This window comes from Pseudomonas sp. MLB6B (genome assembly GCF_054508135.1).
Genome location: NZ_CP199313.1, coordinates 3,096,908 through 3,113,537, shown reverse-complemented (window position 1 = coordinate 3,113,537; position 16,630 = coordinate 3,096,908). Strand labels below are relative to the sequence as shown.

Below are 16,630 nucleotides of genomic sequence, written 5' to 3'. Positions count from 1 at the left end.
CACGATGAATTCGCACTTGCTCTATCCGCAGATCGGTCAGGTGATTGCCAGCGCCGGCAGCCGCCAGTTCTCCCGCTTGCTGCACAACTTGATCCAGGCGCACCTGACCATCGACGCCATGCACATACGCCCGTCGAGCACCGCGTCCGCCGCGCTGGCCAGCGGCTCGCCGCTGATCGACGAGACGGTGTTCTCCTCAGGCTATGGCCTTGAGGATGGCTTGGACGACCCATCACGGCTGCACCTGATCAGACCCAATGGCGATGCCCGCTACGAAATCCAACTGCGCCGCGCAGGCTCGGCCTTCGGCTTTTCGGCCCAGGAACGCAGCCAACTGGACGCCATCACGCCATTGCTGCTGCCCATGCTGGAGAAGCACGTCGACGCGCTGCGGCCGTGTGCCGGTCCGCCCGGACCAGAGCGCCTGCGCCAGCGCTTCCTCGAACGCCTGGCGCAATCGGGACTGAGCTTGTCCGAGCGCGAGTGCCAGGTCTGCCTGGGCCTGCTGGCCGGCCACACGGCGCCGCAACAGGCCGAACGGTTGCAGCTCAAGGTCAACACGGTGGAAAGCTACCTGCGCCGCGCGGCGATCAAACTGAACATCGGCGGGCGCCATTCGCTGATGCGTTGGATGTACGGAGTAGGTTGACGCCCTGCGCTGTATCGGGGGCCACCTTGGCGGGATCACTTGGGCGGCCCTACCTGGGCGCCCCGCCAGATGCCACGGCCGCCCCCTCCCCGACGGACCTCGCTCAATCCCGCGCCAGCGCCTCGATCGGGTCCAGACGCGCCGCGTTGCGTGCCGGAACGAAGCCGAACACCACGCCGATCAGCGTCGAACAGGCGAACGCCATCACGATCGACCCGGGCGAGAAGACCATCTCCCACTGTTTGACGAACAGCTCGAAGAGCGAACCGATTCCGTACGACAGCGCGATCCCTACCACCCCGCCGAACAGGCAGACCATCACCGCCTCCACCAGAAATTGCTGGCGAATGTCCGACTGCCGCGCGCCCACCGCCATGCGGATGCCGATCTCGCGGGTGCGCTCGGTCACCGACACCAGCATGATGTTCATCACGCCGATGCCGCCCACCACCAGCGAGATCACCGCGATCAGCGACAGCAGCAAGGTCAGCGAGCGGCTGGTCTTCTGCACGGTCTGCATGATGCTGTCGAGGTTGTTGGTGAAGAAATCCTTGCTGCCATGGCGCTGCAACAGCAGCTTGGTCACCTCCTCTTCCACGCGCTTGCTCGGCACGCCGTCCTTGATGCGCACGCTGATGCTGTCCAGATGGCGCTGGCCCAGCACGCGCCCGGCGGCGGTCTCGTAGGGCATCCAGATGTTCAGTTGATTGCTGGCGAGGAACAGGTTGTTGTTCTCGGCGGTGACGCCGATCACCGTGCACGGCAGGTTGCCGACCAGAATCACTTGCCCGAGCGGATCGACGTTGCCGCCGAACAGCCGCGTGCGCGTGTTGTGGTCGATCACCACCACCTGGGCCTGACGACGGGCGTCGTCGGCGCTGAATACGATGCCCGAAGCCAGGGGGATGTTGCGCACCTGGAAGTAATGCTCGCTGACGCCATTGAGCTGCACGTCGACATCCAGGTTGCGGTAGCGCACCAACGTGCTCTGGCCGATCACCGGGGTGGCGCTGTCGACGTAGTACAGCGCGTTGAGCGCGGCGGCATCGGCCGGTAGCAGGGTCTGGATGGTCTTGGCCCGGCTGTCGCCGAAGTTGCTGCCCGAATAGACGTCGATGGTGTTGCTGCCGATCGCCTGGATGTCCTTGAGCACATAGCCTTTGGCGCCTTCGCCGATGGCCGAGATGGACACCACCGAAGTGATGCCGATGACGATGCCGAGCATGGTCAGCAAGGTGCGCATGCGGTGCGACACCAGCGCGATCCAGGCCATCTTGAAGGCTTCGCGGAACATGCCCAGGCGCGCCAGCAAGCGCTGCGCGGGCTGTGGCTGCGGGGCCGTGTCGGCCAGCGCGTCGGGCAGCACCGGAACTGCATTACGCCGGTCGCTGACGATCCGCCCATCGCTGACTTCGATGATGCGCTGGGCATGGGCAGCCACCTTGGGGTCATGGGTGACCAGGATCACCGTGTGCCCGGCAGCGTGCAGTTCCAGGAGGATGTTCATCACTTCCTTGCCGCTGGCGGTGTCCAGGGCGCCGGTGGGTTCGTCGGCGAGGATCACCTGCCCGCCGTTCATCAAGGCGCGGCAAATGCTCACCCGTTGCTGCTGACCGCCGGACAACTGGCTGGGACGGTGCGTGAGGTGTCCCGCCAGGCCCAGGCGCGCCAGCAGCTCATGCGCCCGCGCATGCCGCTGCCCCTGGGCGGTGCCGGCGTACACCGCCGGTATCTCGACGTTGTGCAGCGCGTCGAGGTGCGGCAGCAGGTGGTAGCGCTGGAAGATGAAGCCGAAATGGTCGCGGCGCAATGCAGCCAGGGCGTCGTCGTCCAGCTCGCGGGTTTCCTGCCCGCCCACCCGGTAGCTGCCGCTGCTGGCGTTGTCCAGGCAACCGAGGATGTTCATCAGCGTCGATTTGCCTGAGCCGGAGGCACCGATGATCGCCACCAGCTCGCCGCTGCGGATCTCCAGGTCGATGCCTTGCAGCGCCAGGAATTGGCGGTCGCCCGCGGTGAAGCTGCGGCTGACGCCGTGCAGGCGCAGCAAGGGTTCGTCGTGGCCGCTGGAGACGGCTGTATGCGGATTGAACTCGACCGTCATGTTCACGCTCATGCCCCTGCCTGGCCGGCCACCGGCTCACCGATCACCACCCGGTCGCCTTCGGCCAGGCCGTCTTCGATCTGCACCCTGACGTTGTTGTTGATGCCAGTGCGCACGTTGCGCGCCTGGGCGAAACCCTTGGCGTCGAGCACCCGCACCGGGAAGCTGCCGTCGTCGTTGCGCAGGCCCAGGGCCGCCACCGGCACGCTCAGCACCGCAGCGGCGGTGTCGAGCACGATGTGCGCCTGGGCGGTCATGGAGATGCGCAGGCGATGTTCGGGGTTGGGCACGTCGAACAGCGCGTTGTAGAACACCGCGCTGTTGGGCTTGCCGATACCTCCCTCGCCCTTGTCGGTGCTTTGCGCATAGTGTTGCGGGGCCGGTTCGGTGCCGCGCAGGGTGGCGTGGTAGCGCGTGTCCTCGCCCAGAATGGTGAAGTACACCGCCTGGCCCGGCGTGATGTGGATCACGTCGGCTTCCGAGACCTGCGCCTTGACCGTCATGGTGTCCAGGTCGGCCAGCTTGAGCAGCACCGGGGCCAGTTGGTTGGCGATCACGGTCTGCCCCTGTTGCGTGACGATCCCCACCACATGACCGGTGATCGGGGCGTTGATGCGGGTGTAGCCGAGGTTGACCCGGGCCGTGTCGATCTCCACCCGGGCGCTCTGGATCTGCGCGTCGAGCGAGCGCACGGCCGCCTGGCGGACTTCAAACTCCGCTTCGGCGCTTTCGAAATCCTGGCGCGAGACCGACTCGTCGCTCTGCAAGTCGCGGTAGCGCTCGTACACGCGCCTGGCCTGCTGCAGCTGGGCCTGGGCCGAGCGCCGTTCGGCCTGGAGCTTTTCTTCGTCGACTTCGGCCTGGCGCAGTGTGTTGCGCAGCACCAGCGGGTCGATTTCGGCCAGCCACTGGCCTTGCTTCACCTTGTCGCCCAGTTTGACCTTGAGCGACTTCAACTGCCCCGACACCTGCACACCGACGTCCACCTGCTTGATGCCTTCGAGCGTGCCGGTGGCCAGCACCGCATTCTCGATGTCGCCGCGCACGACCGTGGCGGTGATGTATTGCGGCGCCTTGGCCGGCGCCTGCACTGCGTACAGCGTAATACCGGCGACCAGCGCCAGCGCGGCGCCAAGGCCGTATCTGCGAAACCTGGACTTGTCCATGCATGCTCACTTTGTCGTTGAACGGCCGCACCTGCCTGCGCAGGCGCGCCCCGAGCCGCGAGCGCGATGCCCGTCGCATCGCCCGCTCGCGGTAATGCCCACCCTATTGCGCGACCTTGCCCACCGGTCGCGCCTGGCCGTCCTGCCACCAGGCCGCCAGGCTGAACACATCCGGCACCTTGAGGATGCTGAAGTGGTTGCCGGGCCCGCGCCACAGCGCCAATTGCGGCATCAGTTGCCGCCAGCCGACTTCCATCGCCACCTGTTCGCGCGCGTTGCCGGCCGCATCCAGGCTCGGGTCCTCGACCAGCACCAGGCCGACCGGGCCGTGGTAAGGCAGGGTCGGTCGATAGCCGGTGCGCAGCGCCGTGGCGAAGGTGCGCACGGTCCCATCGAGGATCCTGGGCTGCGAGCGCGCCGGCAGCAGCCCGACCCGCACCATGGCCGCGTGCACTTGGCGCAGTTGCTCGTCGTCGCTGGCCTGGACGAAGGCGCGCGGCTCGATGCCCAGGGTTTTGCCGGTCGACCATTGCAGCGCCTCGATCAGCCGTTGCAACGCTTGCTCGAAGGTATGCGCCTGGCCACAGGTGGCGCCCTCGCCCGGCGCTTCGCTGTCGATCAGGGTCAAGGAGCCGACGACGCGCCCCTTGGCCTGCAAACGCGCCGCCAACGCATGAGCGACCCAACCGCCGAACGAATGGCCCACCAGGTTCAGCGGCCCTTGCGGGTACAGCGCTTCGATGGCCCGCACATGGCAATCGGCCGCGGCTTCGACCGAGGCGTGCGGCACCGAGAGGCCATCCAGCCCACGGGCCTGCAAACCGTACAACGGCCAGTCCGGCCCCAGCGCATCGGCCAGGCCGATGAAGCTGGTGATGCTGTCGCCGGCGCCAGGCACGCAGAACAGCGGGGCATGGCCCGGTTGACCGGTCTGGATGGCCACCAGCGGCTGGTAAGTGGCCGCCTGTGGGCCTGGGCCGGCGGCGACGCCTTCGAGCGCTCGGTCGATGGCCGCGCCAAGCGCGGCCACCTGCGGTGCCTGCATGAGGCTGCGGTGGTCGCCAGGCACGCCGATTTCGATCAGGGGCTGGTTCGGCAACGCCGCGTTCCAGCCAAGATCGGCCAGGCTGTCGCTGCCCTGCTCGGCGCGCAACAGGTGCACCGGCATGCCTAGGGGCGCCAGGCGGTAGTGGGCCAGGGCGTGGCCGTGGGCCAATTCGCGAGCGAAATAGTGGTGCAGTTGTTCGTCGCTCATGCTGGACCACAAGCCGTACAGCAGGTGCTGCTCGCGGCAGCGGGCGATCAGGGTGGCAAAGTCGGCCGGCTCGGTGTGCAGGCGTTGCAGCTCGGCCAGAGGCGCCTGCCCCGCTTCGCCTTGGGTACGCCAGAAGGCCTCGCAGTTGAGCAGCAGCTGCCGCTCCAGTGCGCGCGGCCCCTGCCAGCGTGATTTGCCCTGGTCGGCCAGGCGCGGCACGTAGGTGTCGATCAGGCCGAGGAACTCCACGGGCTCGTCCGCGCCCAGCAACTGGTTGGCCATCTCCCACGCCAGCACCCCGCCGAACGACCAGCCGGCCAGGCGATACGGCCCGTGCGGCTGGATCTTGCGCAGTTGCTCGATCTGGTAACGCGCCAGGCATTGCAGGGTGCGTGGCTGCGGTTCGCCGCAGGGCACACCCGGCAAGCCGTACACCGGGTAGTCGCCGGCCAGGTGCTGGCCCAGGACCGGGAAATAGAAGTCCAGGCCGGTGAATTCGTGCACCAGGAACACGGCTGGCTGGCTGCCGGTGGCCCTGACGGTGACCACGCTCGGCGCTTGTGCGGCCCGGTTGGCGTCCAACTGGCGGGCCAGGGCCGCGACGCTCGGCTGTTGGAACACGTCGTTGAGGACGGCGTGCAGTCCAGCCTTGGCGAGACGGTCAAGCAAGCGGATGGCCGCCAGGGAGTGGCCGCCGAGTTCGAAGAAGTTGTCGTGACGCCCTACCCGCTGCACGTCCAGCAGCTCGCCCCAGAGGGTGGCCAGCAAGGTTTCGGTGTCGCCTTCAGGGCTCTCGTACGCTCGCTCCTGACCTGCCAGGGGCATGGGCAGTGCCTTGCGGTCCAGCTTGCCGTTAGGGCTCAGCGGCAACGCAGGCAAGTGCACGAACAGCGCCGGCACCATGAAGGCCGGCAAGTGCGCCAGCAGCGCGGCGCGCAGCGTTTCGCCCTCGTGGGGCAAGCCGGTGTAGTACGCGACCAGACCTTGGTCGCGGGCGACCACCACCGCTTCCTGAATGCCGGCGATGGCGGTCAGCCCGGCCTGAATCTCGCCCAGCTCGATGCGCAGACCGCGGACCTTCACCTGATCGTCGTTGCGCCCCAGGTACTCGAGGTTGCCGTCGGGCCGATGCCGCGCCAGATCGCCGGTGCGGTACAGGCGTGCGCCAGGTTGGGTGGCGAACGGGTCTTCGATGAAGCGTTCGGCGCTCAGCTCGGCGCGGTTGAGGTAGCCACGGGCCACCTGCACGCCGCCGATGTACAGCTCACCGGTCACCCCTTGCGGCACCGGCTGCAGCCGCGCGTCGAGCACGTACAAGGTGGTGTTGGCGATGGGCGTGCCGATCGGCGTGTTGTCCGGCGCGCCGACGCAGTGCCAGGCGCTCACGTCCACCGCCGCCTCGGTCGGGCCGTAGAGGTTGTGCAGGGCGACGTCCGGCAGGTGCGCGTGGAATCTGCGCACCAGGCTGCCCGGCAGGGCTTCGCCGCTGCACATCACCCGCTCCAGGCGCCCAGCGTCGAAACCCTCGCCAGCGCCCTCCTCGGCCAGCGCTTCGCCATGGGCCAGGAACACGTCCAGCATCGACGGCACGAAATGCAGGGTGGTCACGCCTTCGCGGCGCATCACCTCGCCCAGGTACTGCGGCTCGCGGTGCCCACCCGGCCGCGCCATGACCAGCCGGGCGCCGGTCTGCAACGGCCAGAGGAATTCCCACACCGAGACGTCGAAGCTGAACGGGGTCTTCTGCAGCACCACATCCTCGGCACCGAGGCCGTAGGCGTCCTGCATCCACAACAGCCGGTTGAGCACCCCGCGGTGCTCGTTCATCACCCCCTTCGGCAGGCCGGTGGAGCCGGAGGTGTAGATCACGTAGGCCAGATGCCGCGAGGTGAAACCTGCAACCTGCGGGTTGCTGGCCGGCTGCGCGTCCCAGGTCGGCCGGTCCAGGTCGACGATCCGGCCGCCCTGCGGCACTTCGCGCGTCGCCGCGTGCACCAGGACCGCCACCGGCGCGCTGTCGTCCAGCATGTGTCGCACGCGTTCGGCCGGATAGTCCGGGTCGACCGGCACGTAGGCGCCGCCCGCCTTGAGGATGGCCAGCAAGCCGACCACCATCGACAGCCCGCGCTCGACGCAGATCGCCACGCGATCGTCCGGTTTCACCCCAAGCCCGATCAGGTGGTGCGCCAGGCGATTGGCCCGCTCATTCAATTGCCGGTAGCTCAACGCGTCTTCTTCGGCGCTCACCGCCACGGCCTGGGGCGTGCGTTCGACCTGCGCTTCGATCAGCCCGTGCAGGCTTTGCTCAAGGTCGTAGCCCACCGCAGTGTCGTTGTAGCTGCGCAACAGCCGCTCGCGCTCGTGGGCATCGGGTAGGACGGTGTGGGCGGCAATGGCCTGGGCACCTTCAGCGAAGGTGCGCAGCAGTCGCTCCAGGTAGCCGGCATGGCGCTCCACCGTGGCCCGGTCGAACAGGGCCGTGGCGTAGACGATGCCGCCGGCGAAGCCCTCGCGCCCCTCGCCCATGCTCAGGCTCAGGTCGAACTTGGCGACGCGGGCCTGGCCGCCCAGCGCGGTCGCTTCCACGTCGCCCAGTCGCAGCGCCTGCCGGTCGGGGCTGCCGTCCCAGTCCAGCGACACCTGATAGATGGGTGTATGGGCCAGGCTGCGCGGCGGGCGCACGGCCTCGACCACCTGTTCGAACGGCAGGTCCTGGTGCGCCTGGGCCGCCAGCACCGTGGTCTTGACCCGCGCCAGCAGGGTGGCGACGTCCGGCGCGCCGGCGGTGTCCACGCGCACGGCGATGGAATTGACGAACATGCCGATCAGGCCATCCACTTCGGCCTGCCGACGGTTGGCCAGGGGCGAGCCGACGACCACTTCGTCCTGGGCCGCCAGCCGCGCCAGCAACACCGCCCAGGCCGCCATGAACAGCATGTAGGGAGTGACGCCCTGTTCGCGGCACAGCGCCTTGAGCGCAGCGCTCAGGCCCGGATCGAGGCCGATCGGCACGCTGTCGCCGCTGTAGTCCTGACGGTCGGGCCGTGGTCGGTCCCAAGGCAGGCTGATAAGGGTCGGCGCGCCTTGCAACTGCGCCGTCCAGTAGGCCGCTTGCTGGCGCAAGGTCTCGCCATCCAGCGTGGTGCGCTGCCAATGGGCGTAGTCCAGGTACTGCACGGCCAGCGCCGGCAACGGATCGTCGCGGCCCTGACTGAAGGCGGCGTACAGCTCGCCCAGTTCGCGCACCAGCACGCCCAGCGACCAGCCGTCGGCCACCAGATGGTGCAAGGTCAGCAGCAGCACATGGTGCTGCGGCGCCAGTTGCAGCAACCGGCCGCGGATCGGCAGGTCCCGCTCCAGCGCGAAGGGTCGTCGGGCTTCCTGCTCGGCTTCTTGCTCGACCAGTGTTGCCAGTGCTTCGTCGTCCTGGGCAGGCAACTGGACCTTGGTCAAGCTGAAGCTTTCGTGCGTCAACAGTACTTGCGCTTCGCCATCCCGCTCGACGAAACGGCTGCGCAAGCTCTCGTGCCGCGCCACCAGTCGCTGCAACGCCCGCTCCAGCGCCGGCGTGTCCAGCGCCCCGCGCAAACGCAGGCCCAGGGGAATGTGGTAGGCCGCGCTATCCGGCGCCATGCGCGCCAGGAACCACAGGCGCTGCTGGGCGAAGGACAACGGCAGCGGCGCTACGCGCGGGCTCGGTTGAATCACCGGCAACGCCTCGGCCGGGCGCTCGGCGAGGCAGGCGGCGACGGCCGCCAGGCGGTCGTCGGCGAACAGGTCGGCCAACGCCAGTTCCACGCCCAGGCGCTCGCGTACCTGGCCCAGCATGCGCATGGCCAGCAGCGAATGGCCGCCCAGCTCGAAGAAACGGTCGTCACGCCCGACCTGCGGCACTTGCAACAACGCCTGCCAAAGCTCGGCCAGGGCCTGCTCCAGCTGGCCTTGCGGCGCCTCATAGGCCGCCGCCGCGAAATCCTCCGGGCCGGGTAGCGGCAGCGCGGCGCGCGCGACCTTGCCGTTGTTGCTCAACGGCATCTGCGCCAGCGCCACGTAGGCGGCCGGCACCATGTAGTCGGGCAAGCGCGCGCGCAGGTAGCTGCGCAGGTCGCTCGCCTGCAACGCCTCGTCCAGGCGCGTGAACCAGGCCACCAGGCGCGACGGCCCCTGGGACGCAGGCACGGCCATGACCACGACGTCGCCGATGCCCGGGCATTGCGCCAGTTGCTGCTGGATCTCGCCCAGCTCGATGCGAAAGCCGCGGATCTTCACCTGATCGTCGTTGCGCCCCAGGCATTCGAGCCGGCCATCGGCCTGCCAGCGCACCAGGTCGCCGGTACGGTACAGCCGGGCACCGGGCACGGTGCTGAACGGGTCGTCGACGAAGCGCTCGGCGGTCAGCGCCGGACGGTCGAGGTAACCCAAGGCCACGCCGTCGCCGCCGAGGTACAGCTCGCCGACTGCGCCAAAGGGCGCCAAATGCCCGTGGGCATCGAGCACGTACGCCTGGGTGTTGCCGATGGGGTGGCCGATCGGTACGTGGCTGGCCTGGGCGTCCAGCTCGGCCACTTCGCAGGTGACGGCGAAGGTGGTGGTTTCGGTCGGGCCGTAGCCGTTGATCAGGCGTACGCCCGATGGCTGCGCCAGCAGCGCACGGAACGCGGCCGGCTCGGCCCGCTCGCCGCCACTGAGCAACAGGCGCAGCCCGCACAGCGCTTCGGGCAGCAGGTGCACATACTGGTTGAACAGCGCCGTGGTCAGGAACAGCACAGTGATGCCCTGCTCCACCAGCGCGGCCGCGAAGCGCTGCGGGTCGAGCAGGGTCGCGTGGTCGACCACCCGCACCTGGCCGCCGTTGAGCAGCGCGCCCCAGACTTCCAGGGTGCTGGCGTCGAAGGCCGGGTTGGCGGCCAGGGCCACGCGGTCCTGGGCGTTGAAGTCGGCATAGCCGTTGTTCAGCACCAGCCGCGCAATGCCCCGGTGCGGCACGCACACCCCTTTGGGCATGCCGGTGGTGCCCGAGGTGTACATCACGCAGGCCATCGCATCGGCCGCGCGAGGCAGCGCGGGGTCATGCGCGGGCTGGTCGTCGAGCATGAGCCGGTCGAGGTCGATGCGGGGGGCCGCAAGCGGCGCGACCGTGTCGCTCTGAGTCAGCAGAACGGCGGCCTGACAGTCTTCGACCATGAACGCCTGGCGTTCGACCGGAGCGTGGATGTCCAGCGGCACATAGGCCGCAGCGCATTTGAGCACGGCCAGTTGCGCCACCAGCAGCGGCAACGAACGGGGCAGCAGGATCGCGACACAGGCGCCCGGCGCCACGCCTGCGCCGACCAGGTGGTGGGCCAGGCGGTTGGCGCGCGCGTTGAGCTCGGCATAGCTCAGGGCCTGCTCGCCGTGCACCGCCGCAGTCGCCTGGGGATGGCGGGCCGCCTGGCGTTCGAAGAGGCGCTCCACGCTCTGCTCGCGGGGATAGTCGCGCTCGGTGGCGTTGAGCGTGCGCAGCAGCAGCTGGCGCTCCTGCTCGTCGGGCAGTGGCACCTGCTCCACGCTGGCCTGGTCGTTGTCCACCATCGCCCACAGCAGTGTGTCGAAATAGCCCAGATAGCGGCGCACGGTGCTTTCGTCGAACAACGCCGTGGCGTAGTCGAGGCTGCCGGCCAGCGCGTCGCCCTGCTCGCCCAGGTTCAGTGCGAGGTCGAACTTGGCCACCGGTTCGGGCTGGGCCACGGCTTCAAGCCGCAACCCTGGAAGTTGCAGGGCCGAACCCTGGGTGGCCTGCCAGTTGAGGGTGGTCTGGAACAGCGGCGTGTGCGCCAGGCTGCGTAGCGGGCGCACGAGCTCGACCACTTGTTCGAAAGGCAGGTCCTGATGGGCCTGGGCCTCCAGCACACGTGCGCGCACCTGTTCGAGCAATGCCTGGGCGGTAAGCGCCGCTTGCGTGTCGATGCGGATCGCCAGGGTGTTGACGAACAACCCCGACAAGGCTTCCAACTCGGCGCGGTTGCGGCCGGCCATCGGGCAGCCGATCACGACCTCGCCCTGCCCCGACAGCCTGGCCAGCAGTGCCGCCCAGGCGCCTAGCACGACCATGTACAGCGTCAGCCCATGGCGCCTGGCCAAAGCACGCAGGCCTGCGCCCAGACGCGGTTCGAGCTGCAACGGCAGGCTCGCGCCGGTGAAGTCCTGGCGCTCGGGGCGTGGCCGGTCGGTCGGTAGCTTGAGCAGGCTCGGCGCCCCGTCCAGCGCCTCGCGCCAATAGTCGGCCTGGCGCTGCAACTGCTCGCCGGCCAGCCAGCGCCGTTGCCACACGGCATAGTCGCCGTACTGGATGGCAAGCGCCGGCAGCGGGTCGTCCAGGCCTTGCCGATAGGCCGAGTACAGCGCGCTCAGTTCCTGGGTGAGCACACCGAGCGACCAGCCATCGGCGACGATATGGTGCACGGTCAAGGCCAGCACATGGTAGTCGGCGTCCAGGCACAACAGACGGGCACGCAGCAGCGGGCCGCGGATCAGGTCGAAGGGTGCGCCGGCCGCCTCGTGCAACTGCGCCGCCAATGCCTCCGGGTTCGATGTCTGGCGTTGGAACCAGCCGTCCCCGGCATCGGCGGCGAGGCTCACCTCGGCGCTGTCGCCACAAGGCACGAAGCGGCTGCGCAGGGTTTCGTGGCGCTCGACGATGCGCCGCAACGCACGCTCCAGCGCGTCGGCATCCAGCGGCCCACGCAGGCCCAGCGCCAGCGGCACGTTGTAGGCCTGGTTGCCGCCTTCCATCTGTGCGAGGAACCACAGCCGCTGCTGGGCGAACGACATCGGCAAGGCCTGCTGGCGCGGCGCCGGCACGATCGCCGGCAGCGCGCTGCGTCCGGCGCTGGCCAGCACGGCGGCCACCGCCGCCAGTTCGGCGTTGGCGAACAGTTCGGCCAAGGCCAGCTCCACGCCCAGACGCAGGCGCACCTGCGAGACCATGCGCATGGCCAACAGCGAATGGCCGCCGAGGGCGAAGAAGTGATCGCGCCGACCGATCCGCTCGACGTGCAGCAGTTGCGCCCAGATCTGCGCCAGGGCCTGTTCGATGTCGCCCTCGGGGGCTTCGAAACCCTGCTCGAACGACGTCGAACGATCTGGCATGGGCAGCGCGCGGCGGTCGAGTTTGCCGTTGGCGGTCAGCGGCAAGGCCGCTATCTCGACGAAGGCCACCGGCACCATGTATTCCGGCAGGTGCGCTTGCAGCTGGGCTCGCAGGCCCTCGGGCGTCGCCGCTTCGACCCCCGACTGCGGTGTGAAGTACGCCACCAGGCGCAGTTGCCCGGGCTGGTCCTCACGGGCCAGTACCACGCTTTCGTTGATGCCGGGCAAGCCGGCCAGGCGGCTTTCGATCTCGCCCAGCTCGATGCGCACGCCGCGGATCTTCACCTGGTCGTCGTTGCGGCCCAGGTACTCCAGGGTGCCGTCGGCCAGCCAGCGCACCAGGTCGCCGGTGCGGTACATGCGTGCGCCCGGTGTGGTCGTGAACGGGTCCTGGAGGAAACGCTCGGCGGTCAGCGCCGGGCGCTTGAGGTAGCCCCGCGCCACGCCGGCGCCGCCGATGTACAGTTCGCCCGGCACGCCCAGCGCCACGGGCTGGCGACGCGCGTCGAGCACGTACAGGCGGGCGTTGTCCACCGGCCGGCCGATGTGCAGCGTCCCGCCCGCCTCGACCACGCCCGAGCTGGCCACGACGGTGGCCTCGGTCGGGCCGTAGTTGTTGACCACGTCGAAGCGCTGGGTGCGGTTGAACGGGCGCAGGCGGTCGCCGCCAACCAGCAGGGTGCGCAAGGTCGGGTGGTCGAGCTGGTGGCTGAAGGCGTACTCGGCGACGGGTGTGGGCAGAAAGCTGACATCCAGTGGCTGGGCCTGCCACCAGGCGAGCATGGCGTCGAGCGCTTCGTGGCCGTCGGCGTTCGGCGCCAGGTGCAAGGTGGCGCCGGCGCACAGGGCGGGCCAGACCTCCCAGGCCATGGCGTCGAAGCCGAAACCCGCCAGGCACGAGGTGTGCCGGCCCTGGCGCAGGTCGAAGGCGCGGCAGTGCCAGTCGACCAGGTTGTCGACGCTCTGGTGCTCGACCATCACGCCCTTGGGCTGGCCGGTGGAGCCGGAGGTGTAGATCACATAGGCCAGGCGGTGCGCGTCGAGGCCCGGCACGACCGGGTCGTGGTCGCGTACCGGCCATTCGGGCCGGTCGAGCAGCAGCACGGGCACTTGCCGCGCGCCCAAGCGCCCACACAGGGCGTGCTGGGTCAGGATCGCCACCGGCGCGCTGTCGTCGAGCAGGTACTGCACGCGCTCGTCCGGGTGGGCGGGGTCTACCGGCACGTAGCCGGCACCGGCCTTGAGCACGGCCAGCAGACCGACCAAGGTCTCCAGGCCGCGCCGGGCCACCACCGCGATGCGGTCGTCGGGCACTACGCCGAGGCCGATCAGGTGATGGGCCAGCGCATTGGCCTGGCGGTTGAGTTCGGCATAGCTCAGACAGGCGCCATCCTGGGTGGCGGCCGTGGCGTGCGGATGCGCCTGGGCCTGACGCTCGATGCGTCGCTGCAAGGTCAGGTCGCCGGCGTAGGGGGCCTGGCAGGCATTGAAGCCTTCCAGCAGTGTCTGGCGTTCGCTGTCCGGCAGCATCTGGAGCGTCGCCACTTGGGCCTGCGGCGTGCGCAGCAGGCTTTCCAGGGTCTGCCGCAGGTAGGCGCAGACCCGCTGCGCCGGCACCTCGACACTGGCCAGCAGGGTCAGGCGCAAGGCCTCGCCCAGGTCGTCGACGCTGAGGGTCAGCGGGTAGTTGGTCGCCTCGACCGAATCGACCACGTCGATCCCGGCCAGCGCTGCGCGCCGTGGCGCATGGGTGGCCGCCGTGCTGTGGCGGTAGTTGAGCAGCGCGTTGAACAGCGGCGCCGGGGCCGCCACGCCGCTGCACCGCTGGGCCAACGCCAGTGGCGCATGCTCGTGGCGCATCAGCGCGCTCAGGCGCTGGTGGGTGTCGCGCAGCGCCGTCAGCAGGTCCACCTCCTCGAGGTCGACCCTGAGCGGCAAGGTGTTGATGAAGATGCCCAAGGCCCGGTCCGTGGCCTCGGCGCCTTGCAGCCGGCCCATCAGCACCGTGCCGAACACCACCTGGGAACGGCCGGTCAGACCGCCCAGCACCCGGCCCCAGGCCAGGTGGAACAGGCTGGCGAGGCTGACGCCCTGTGCCCGCGCATAGGCACGCAGGCCCCGGCACAGCTCAAGGGGCAGATCGAGCGCATGCTCGTGGTGTACGGCGCCGTCGCCCTGTACGTCCTGGAGGCCATAGGCCAGGGTCGCCTCGTCGATGTCGCCGAGCATGTCGCGGAAGAACGCTTCGTGCTGCGCCTGGCCGATGCCCAGCACCGCTTGCGCCACATAGTTGCGAAACGGCACCGGGGTGCCCAGGTGCTGCGCCTGGCCGGTGAGGAAGGCGATCAGTTCCTGGCGCACCACCTCCAGGGCACTGTGGTCCATGGCGATGTGGTGGAACTGCAGCGTCGCGCTCAAGGGGCCGTCGGCCTGCGCCGGCTCGCGCAGCAGACGGATCAGCGGCGCCTGGGTCAGGTCGAAACGGTGGCGCGCGGGATCGTCCTGCACCAGCGTCAGGATCGGCAGCTCGACCTGCCGCCAGACCACTTGCAGCGGGGTCTCCAGGCCCTGCCAATGCACCGAGGTGCGCAGGATGTCGTGGCGGGCGATCACGCCGCGCAAGGCCTCGGCGAAGTCCTGCAAGCGCTGTTCGCTGGCGAATTCGAAGCGCGCCTGCATCACGTAGGGGTCGTGCCCGGTGGCGCTGGCATGGTGGAACAACATGCCCTGTTGCAGCGGCGCCAAGGGGTAGATGTCCTGCACGTTGGGGGCGCCGCCGGGGATGCCGGCGACCAGCCCGTCGAGGCTGGCCTGGTCGAGCTCGATCAGGTTGAGCAGCGCCGGCGTGAGGTGGGTGCAGCCGGGTGCGATGAGGTTGTCCGGCACCTGCACCGCGCCTTGTTTGACGGCCACGTACTCGCCGCGCTCGATCATCGCCACCAGCGCGGGCTTGTGCTCGCGCAGGCGCGCCACCAGGGCCGCGTCGGTCAATGCCTGGCGGTTGCCCTGCACTATCAGCTGGCCGTCCTTGAGCGCCAGTTGCACGTTGTTGGCCGTGAGGGTCGTAAGTAGTTGGTTGATGCTCACAGGACGATCTCCATTCTGTCTGTGATGGCTGCGTAGCCGGCCAAAGTGGGTTGTTCGAACAGGGCGCGCACGTCGGCTTCCAGGCCCTGTTCGCGCAAGCGCGAGGTCAGGGTCACCGCCAGCAGCGAGTGGCCGCCCAGTTCGAAGAAGTTGTCGTGGCGCCCTACCCGCGCCACGCCCAGCAGCTCGCTCCAGATGGCGGCCAGCAGGGTTTCGGTGTCGCCTTCGGGCGCTTCGAACGGGCGCTCCTGCGCCACGCCCGAGTCGGGCAGCGCCTTGCGGTCGAGCTTGCCGTTGGGGCTGAGCGGCAGCGCGTCCAGGTGCATGAACTGCGCCGGCACCATGAACTCGGGCAGATGCGCGAGCAGCGCGGCGCGCAGGGTGTCACTGGTCTGCGGTGCACCGGTGTAGTACGCGATCAGGCGGTGTTCGCGGGCGACCACCACGGCCTCCTTGACCCCGGTGACGGCGGTCAGCCGCGCCTGGATTTCGCCCAGCTCGATGCGCAGGCCGCGCACCTTCACCTGGTCGTCGTTGCGCCCCAGGTAATGCAGCGTGCCGTCGGGCGCATGCCGCGCCAGGTCGCCGGTGCGGTACATCCGTGCGCCCGGCCGGGTGCTGAACGGGTCGTCGAGGAAGCGCTCGGCGGTGAGTTCGGGCCGATTCAGGTAGCCGCGGGCCACCTGCACGCCGCCGATGAACAGCTCCCCGGCCACGCCCTGCGGCACCGGCTGGCCTTGGCCATCGAGCACGTACAGGGTGGTGTTGGCGATGGGCGTGCCGATCGGGGTGTCGTCCGGCGCCGTGACGCACGGCCAGGCGCTGACGTCCACTGCGGCCTCGGTCGGACCGTAGAGGTTGTGCAACTCGACGTCGGGCAACTGCGCGTGGAATCGGCTCACCAGGCTGCCCGGCAGGGCTTCGCCGCTGCACAGCACGCGCTTGAGGCCGTCGGCCGCCGCCTCGCCATGGGCGAGGAAGACGTCCAGCATCGAGGGCACGAAGTGCAGTGTGGTCACGCCTTCGCGGCGGATGGCCGTGCGCAGGTACTCAGGATCACGGTGCCCGCCCGGCCGGGCCATGACCAGGCGCGCGCCGGTCTGCAACGGCCAGAGGAACTCCCACACCGAGACGTCGAAGCTGAACGGAGTCTTCTGCAGGACCACGTCGTCGGCCGTCAGGCCGTAGGCGTCCTGCATCCACAGCAGTCGGTTGACCACTGCGCGATGCTCGTTCATCACGCC

5 protein-coding genes (1 of these 5 only partly in view) are annotated in these 16,630 nt (G+C 69.1%); 1 reads left to right on the top strand and 4 read right to left on the bottom strand.

From position 1 onward, the window contains the following. The first annotated feature begins 4 nt into the window (after positions 1-4). Positions 5-649: a helix-turn-helix transcriptional regulator gene (locus tag ACSMEV_RS13820; protein ID WP_459205650.1), complete on the top strand. Its 645-nt coding sequence runs from the start codon at positions 5-7 to the stop codon at positions 647-649. Between the two features lie 103 nt (positions 650-752). Here ACSMEV_RS13820 and ACSMEV_RS13815 read toward each other — a convergent pair whose 3' ends face one another. From ACSMEV_RS13815 to ACSMEV_RS13800, 4 genes are all read right to left on the bottom strand, one after another. Then, positions 753-2,762 (bottom strand): MacB family efflux pump subunit, encoded by a 2,010-nt coding sequence (locus ACSMEV_RS13815; protein WP_459205649.1) that lies wholly within the window; start codon positions 2,760-2,762, stop codon positions 753-755. Then, positions 2,759-3,916 (bottom strand): macrolide transporter subunit MacA, encoded by a 1,158-nt coding sequence (gene macA, locus ACSMEV_RS13810; RefSeq protein ID WP_459205648.1) that lies wholly within the window; start codon positions 3,914-3,916, stop codon positions 2,759-2,761. Before macA ends, ACSMEV_RS13815 begins: the two co-directional genes overlap by 4 nt. 103 nt (positions 3,917-4,019) lie before the next feature. Then, complete coding sequence (locus tag ACSMEV_RS13805) at positions 4,020-15,386, bottom strand: amino acid adenylation domain-containing protein (RefSeq protein WP_459205647.1); 11,367 nt, start codon at positions 15,384-15,386, stop codon at positions 4,020-4,022. After that, positions 15,383-16,630 carry the final stretch of an amino acid adenylation domain-containing protein gene (locus tag ACSMEV_RS13800; protein WP_459208349.1) on the bottom strand. It continues 17,775 nt past the right edge of the window, so only the last 1,248 of its 19,023 coding nucleotides appear in the window; its start codon lies off the right edge, out of view; its stop codon occupies positions 15,383-15,385. The genes ACSMEV_RS13805 and ACSMEV_RS13800 overlap by 4 nt, the downstream gene beginning before the upstream one ends.

Excerpts from the sequence above, each read along its gene's own strand:
- macA (WP_459205648.1), bottom strand. The coding sequence starts at position 3,916 with ATGGACAAGTCCAGGTTTCGCAGATACGGCCTTGGCGCCGCGCTGGCG.
- ACSMEV_RS13820 (WP_459205650.1), top strand. The coding sequence starts at position 5 with ATGAATTCGCACTTGCTCTATCCGCAGATCGGTCAGGTGATTGCCAGC.
- ACSMEV_RS13815 (WP_459205649.1), bottom strand. The coding sequence starts at position 2,762 with ATGAGCGTGAACATGACGGTCGAGTTCAATCCGCATACAGCCGTCTCC.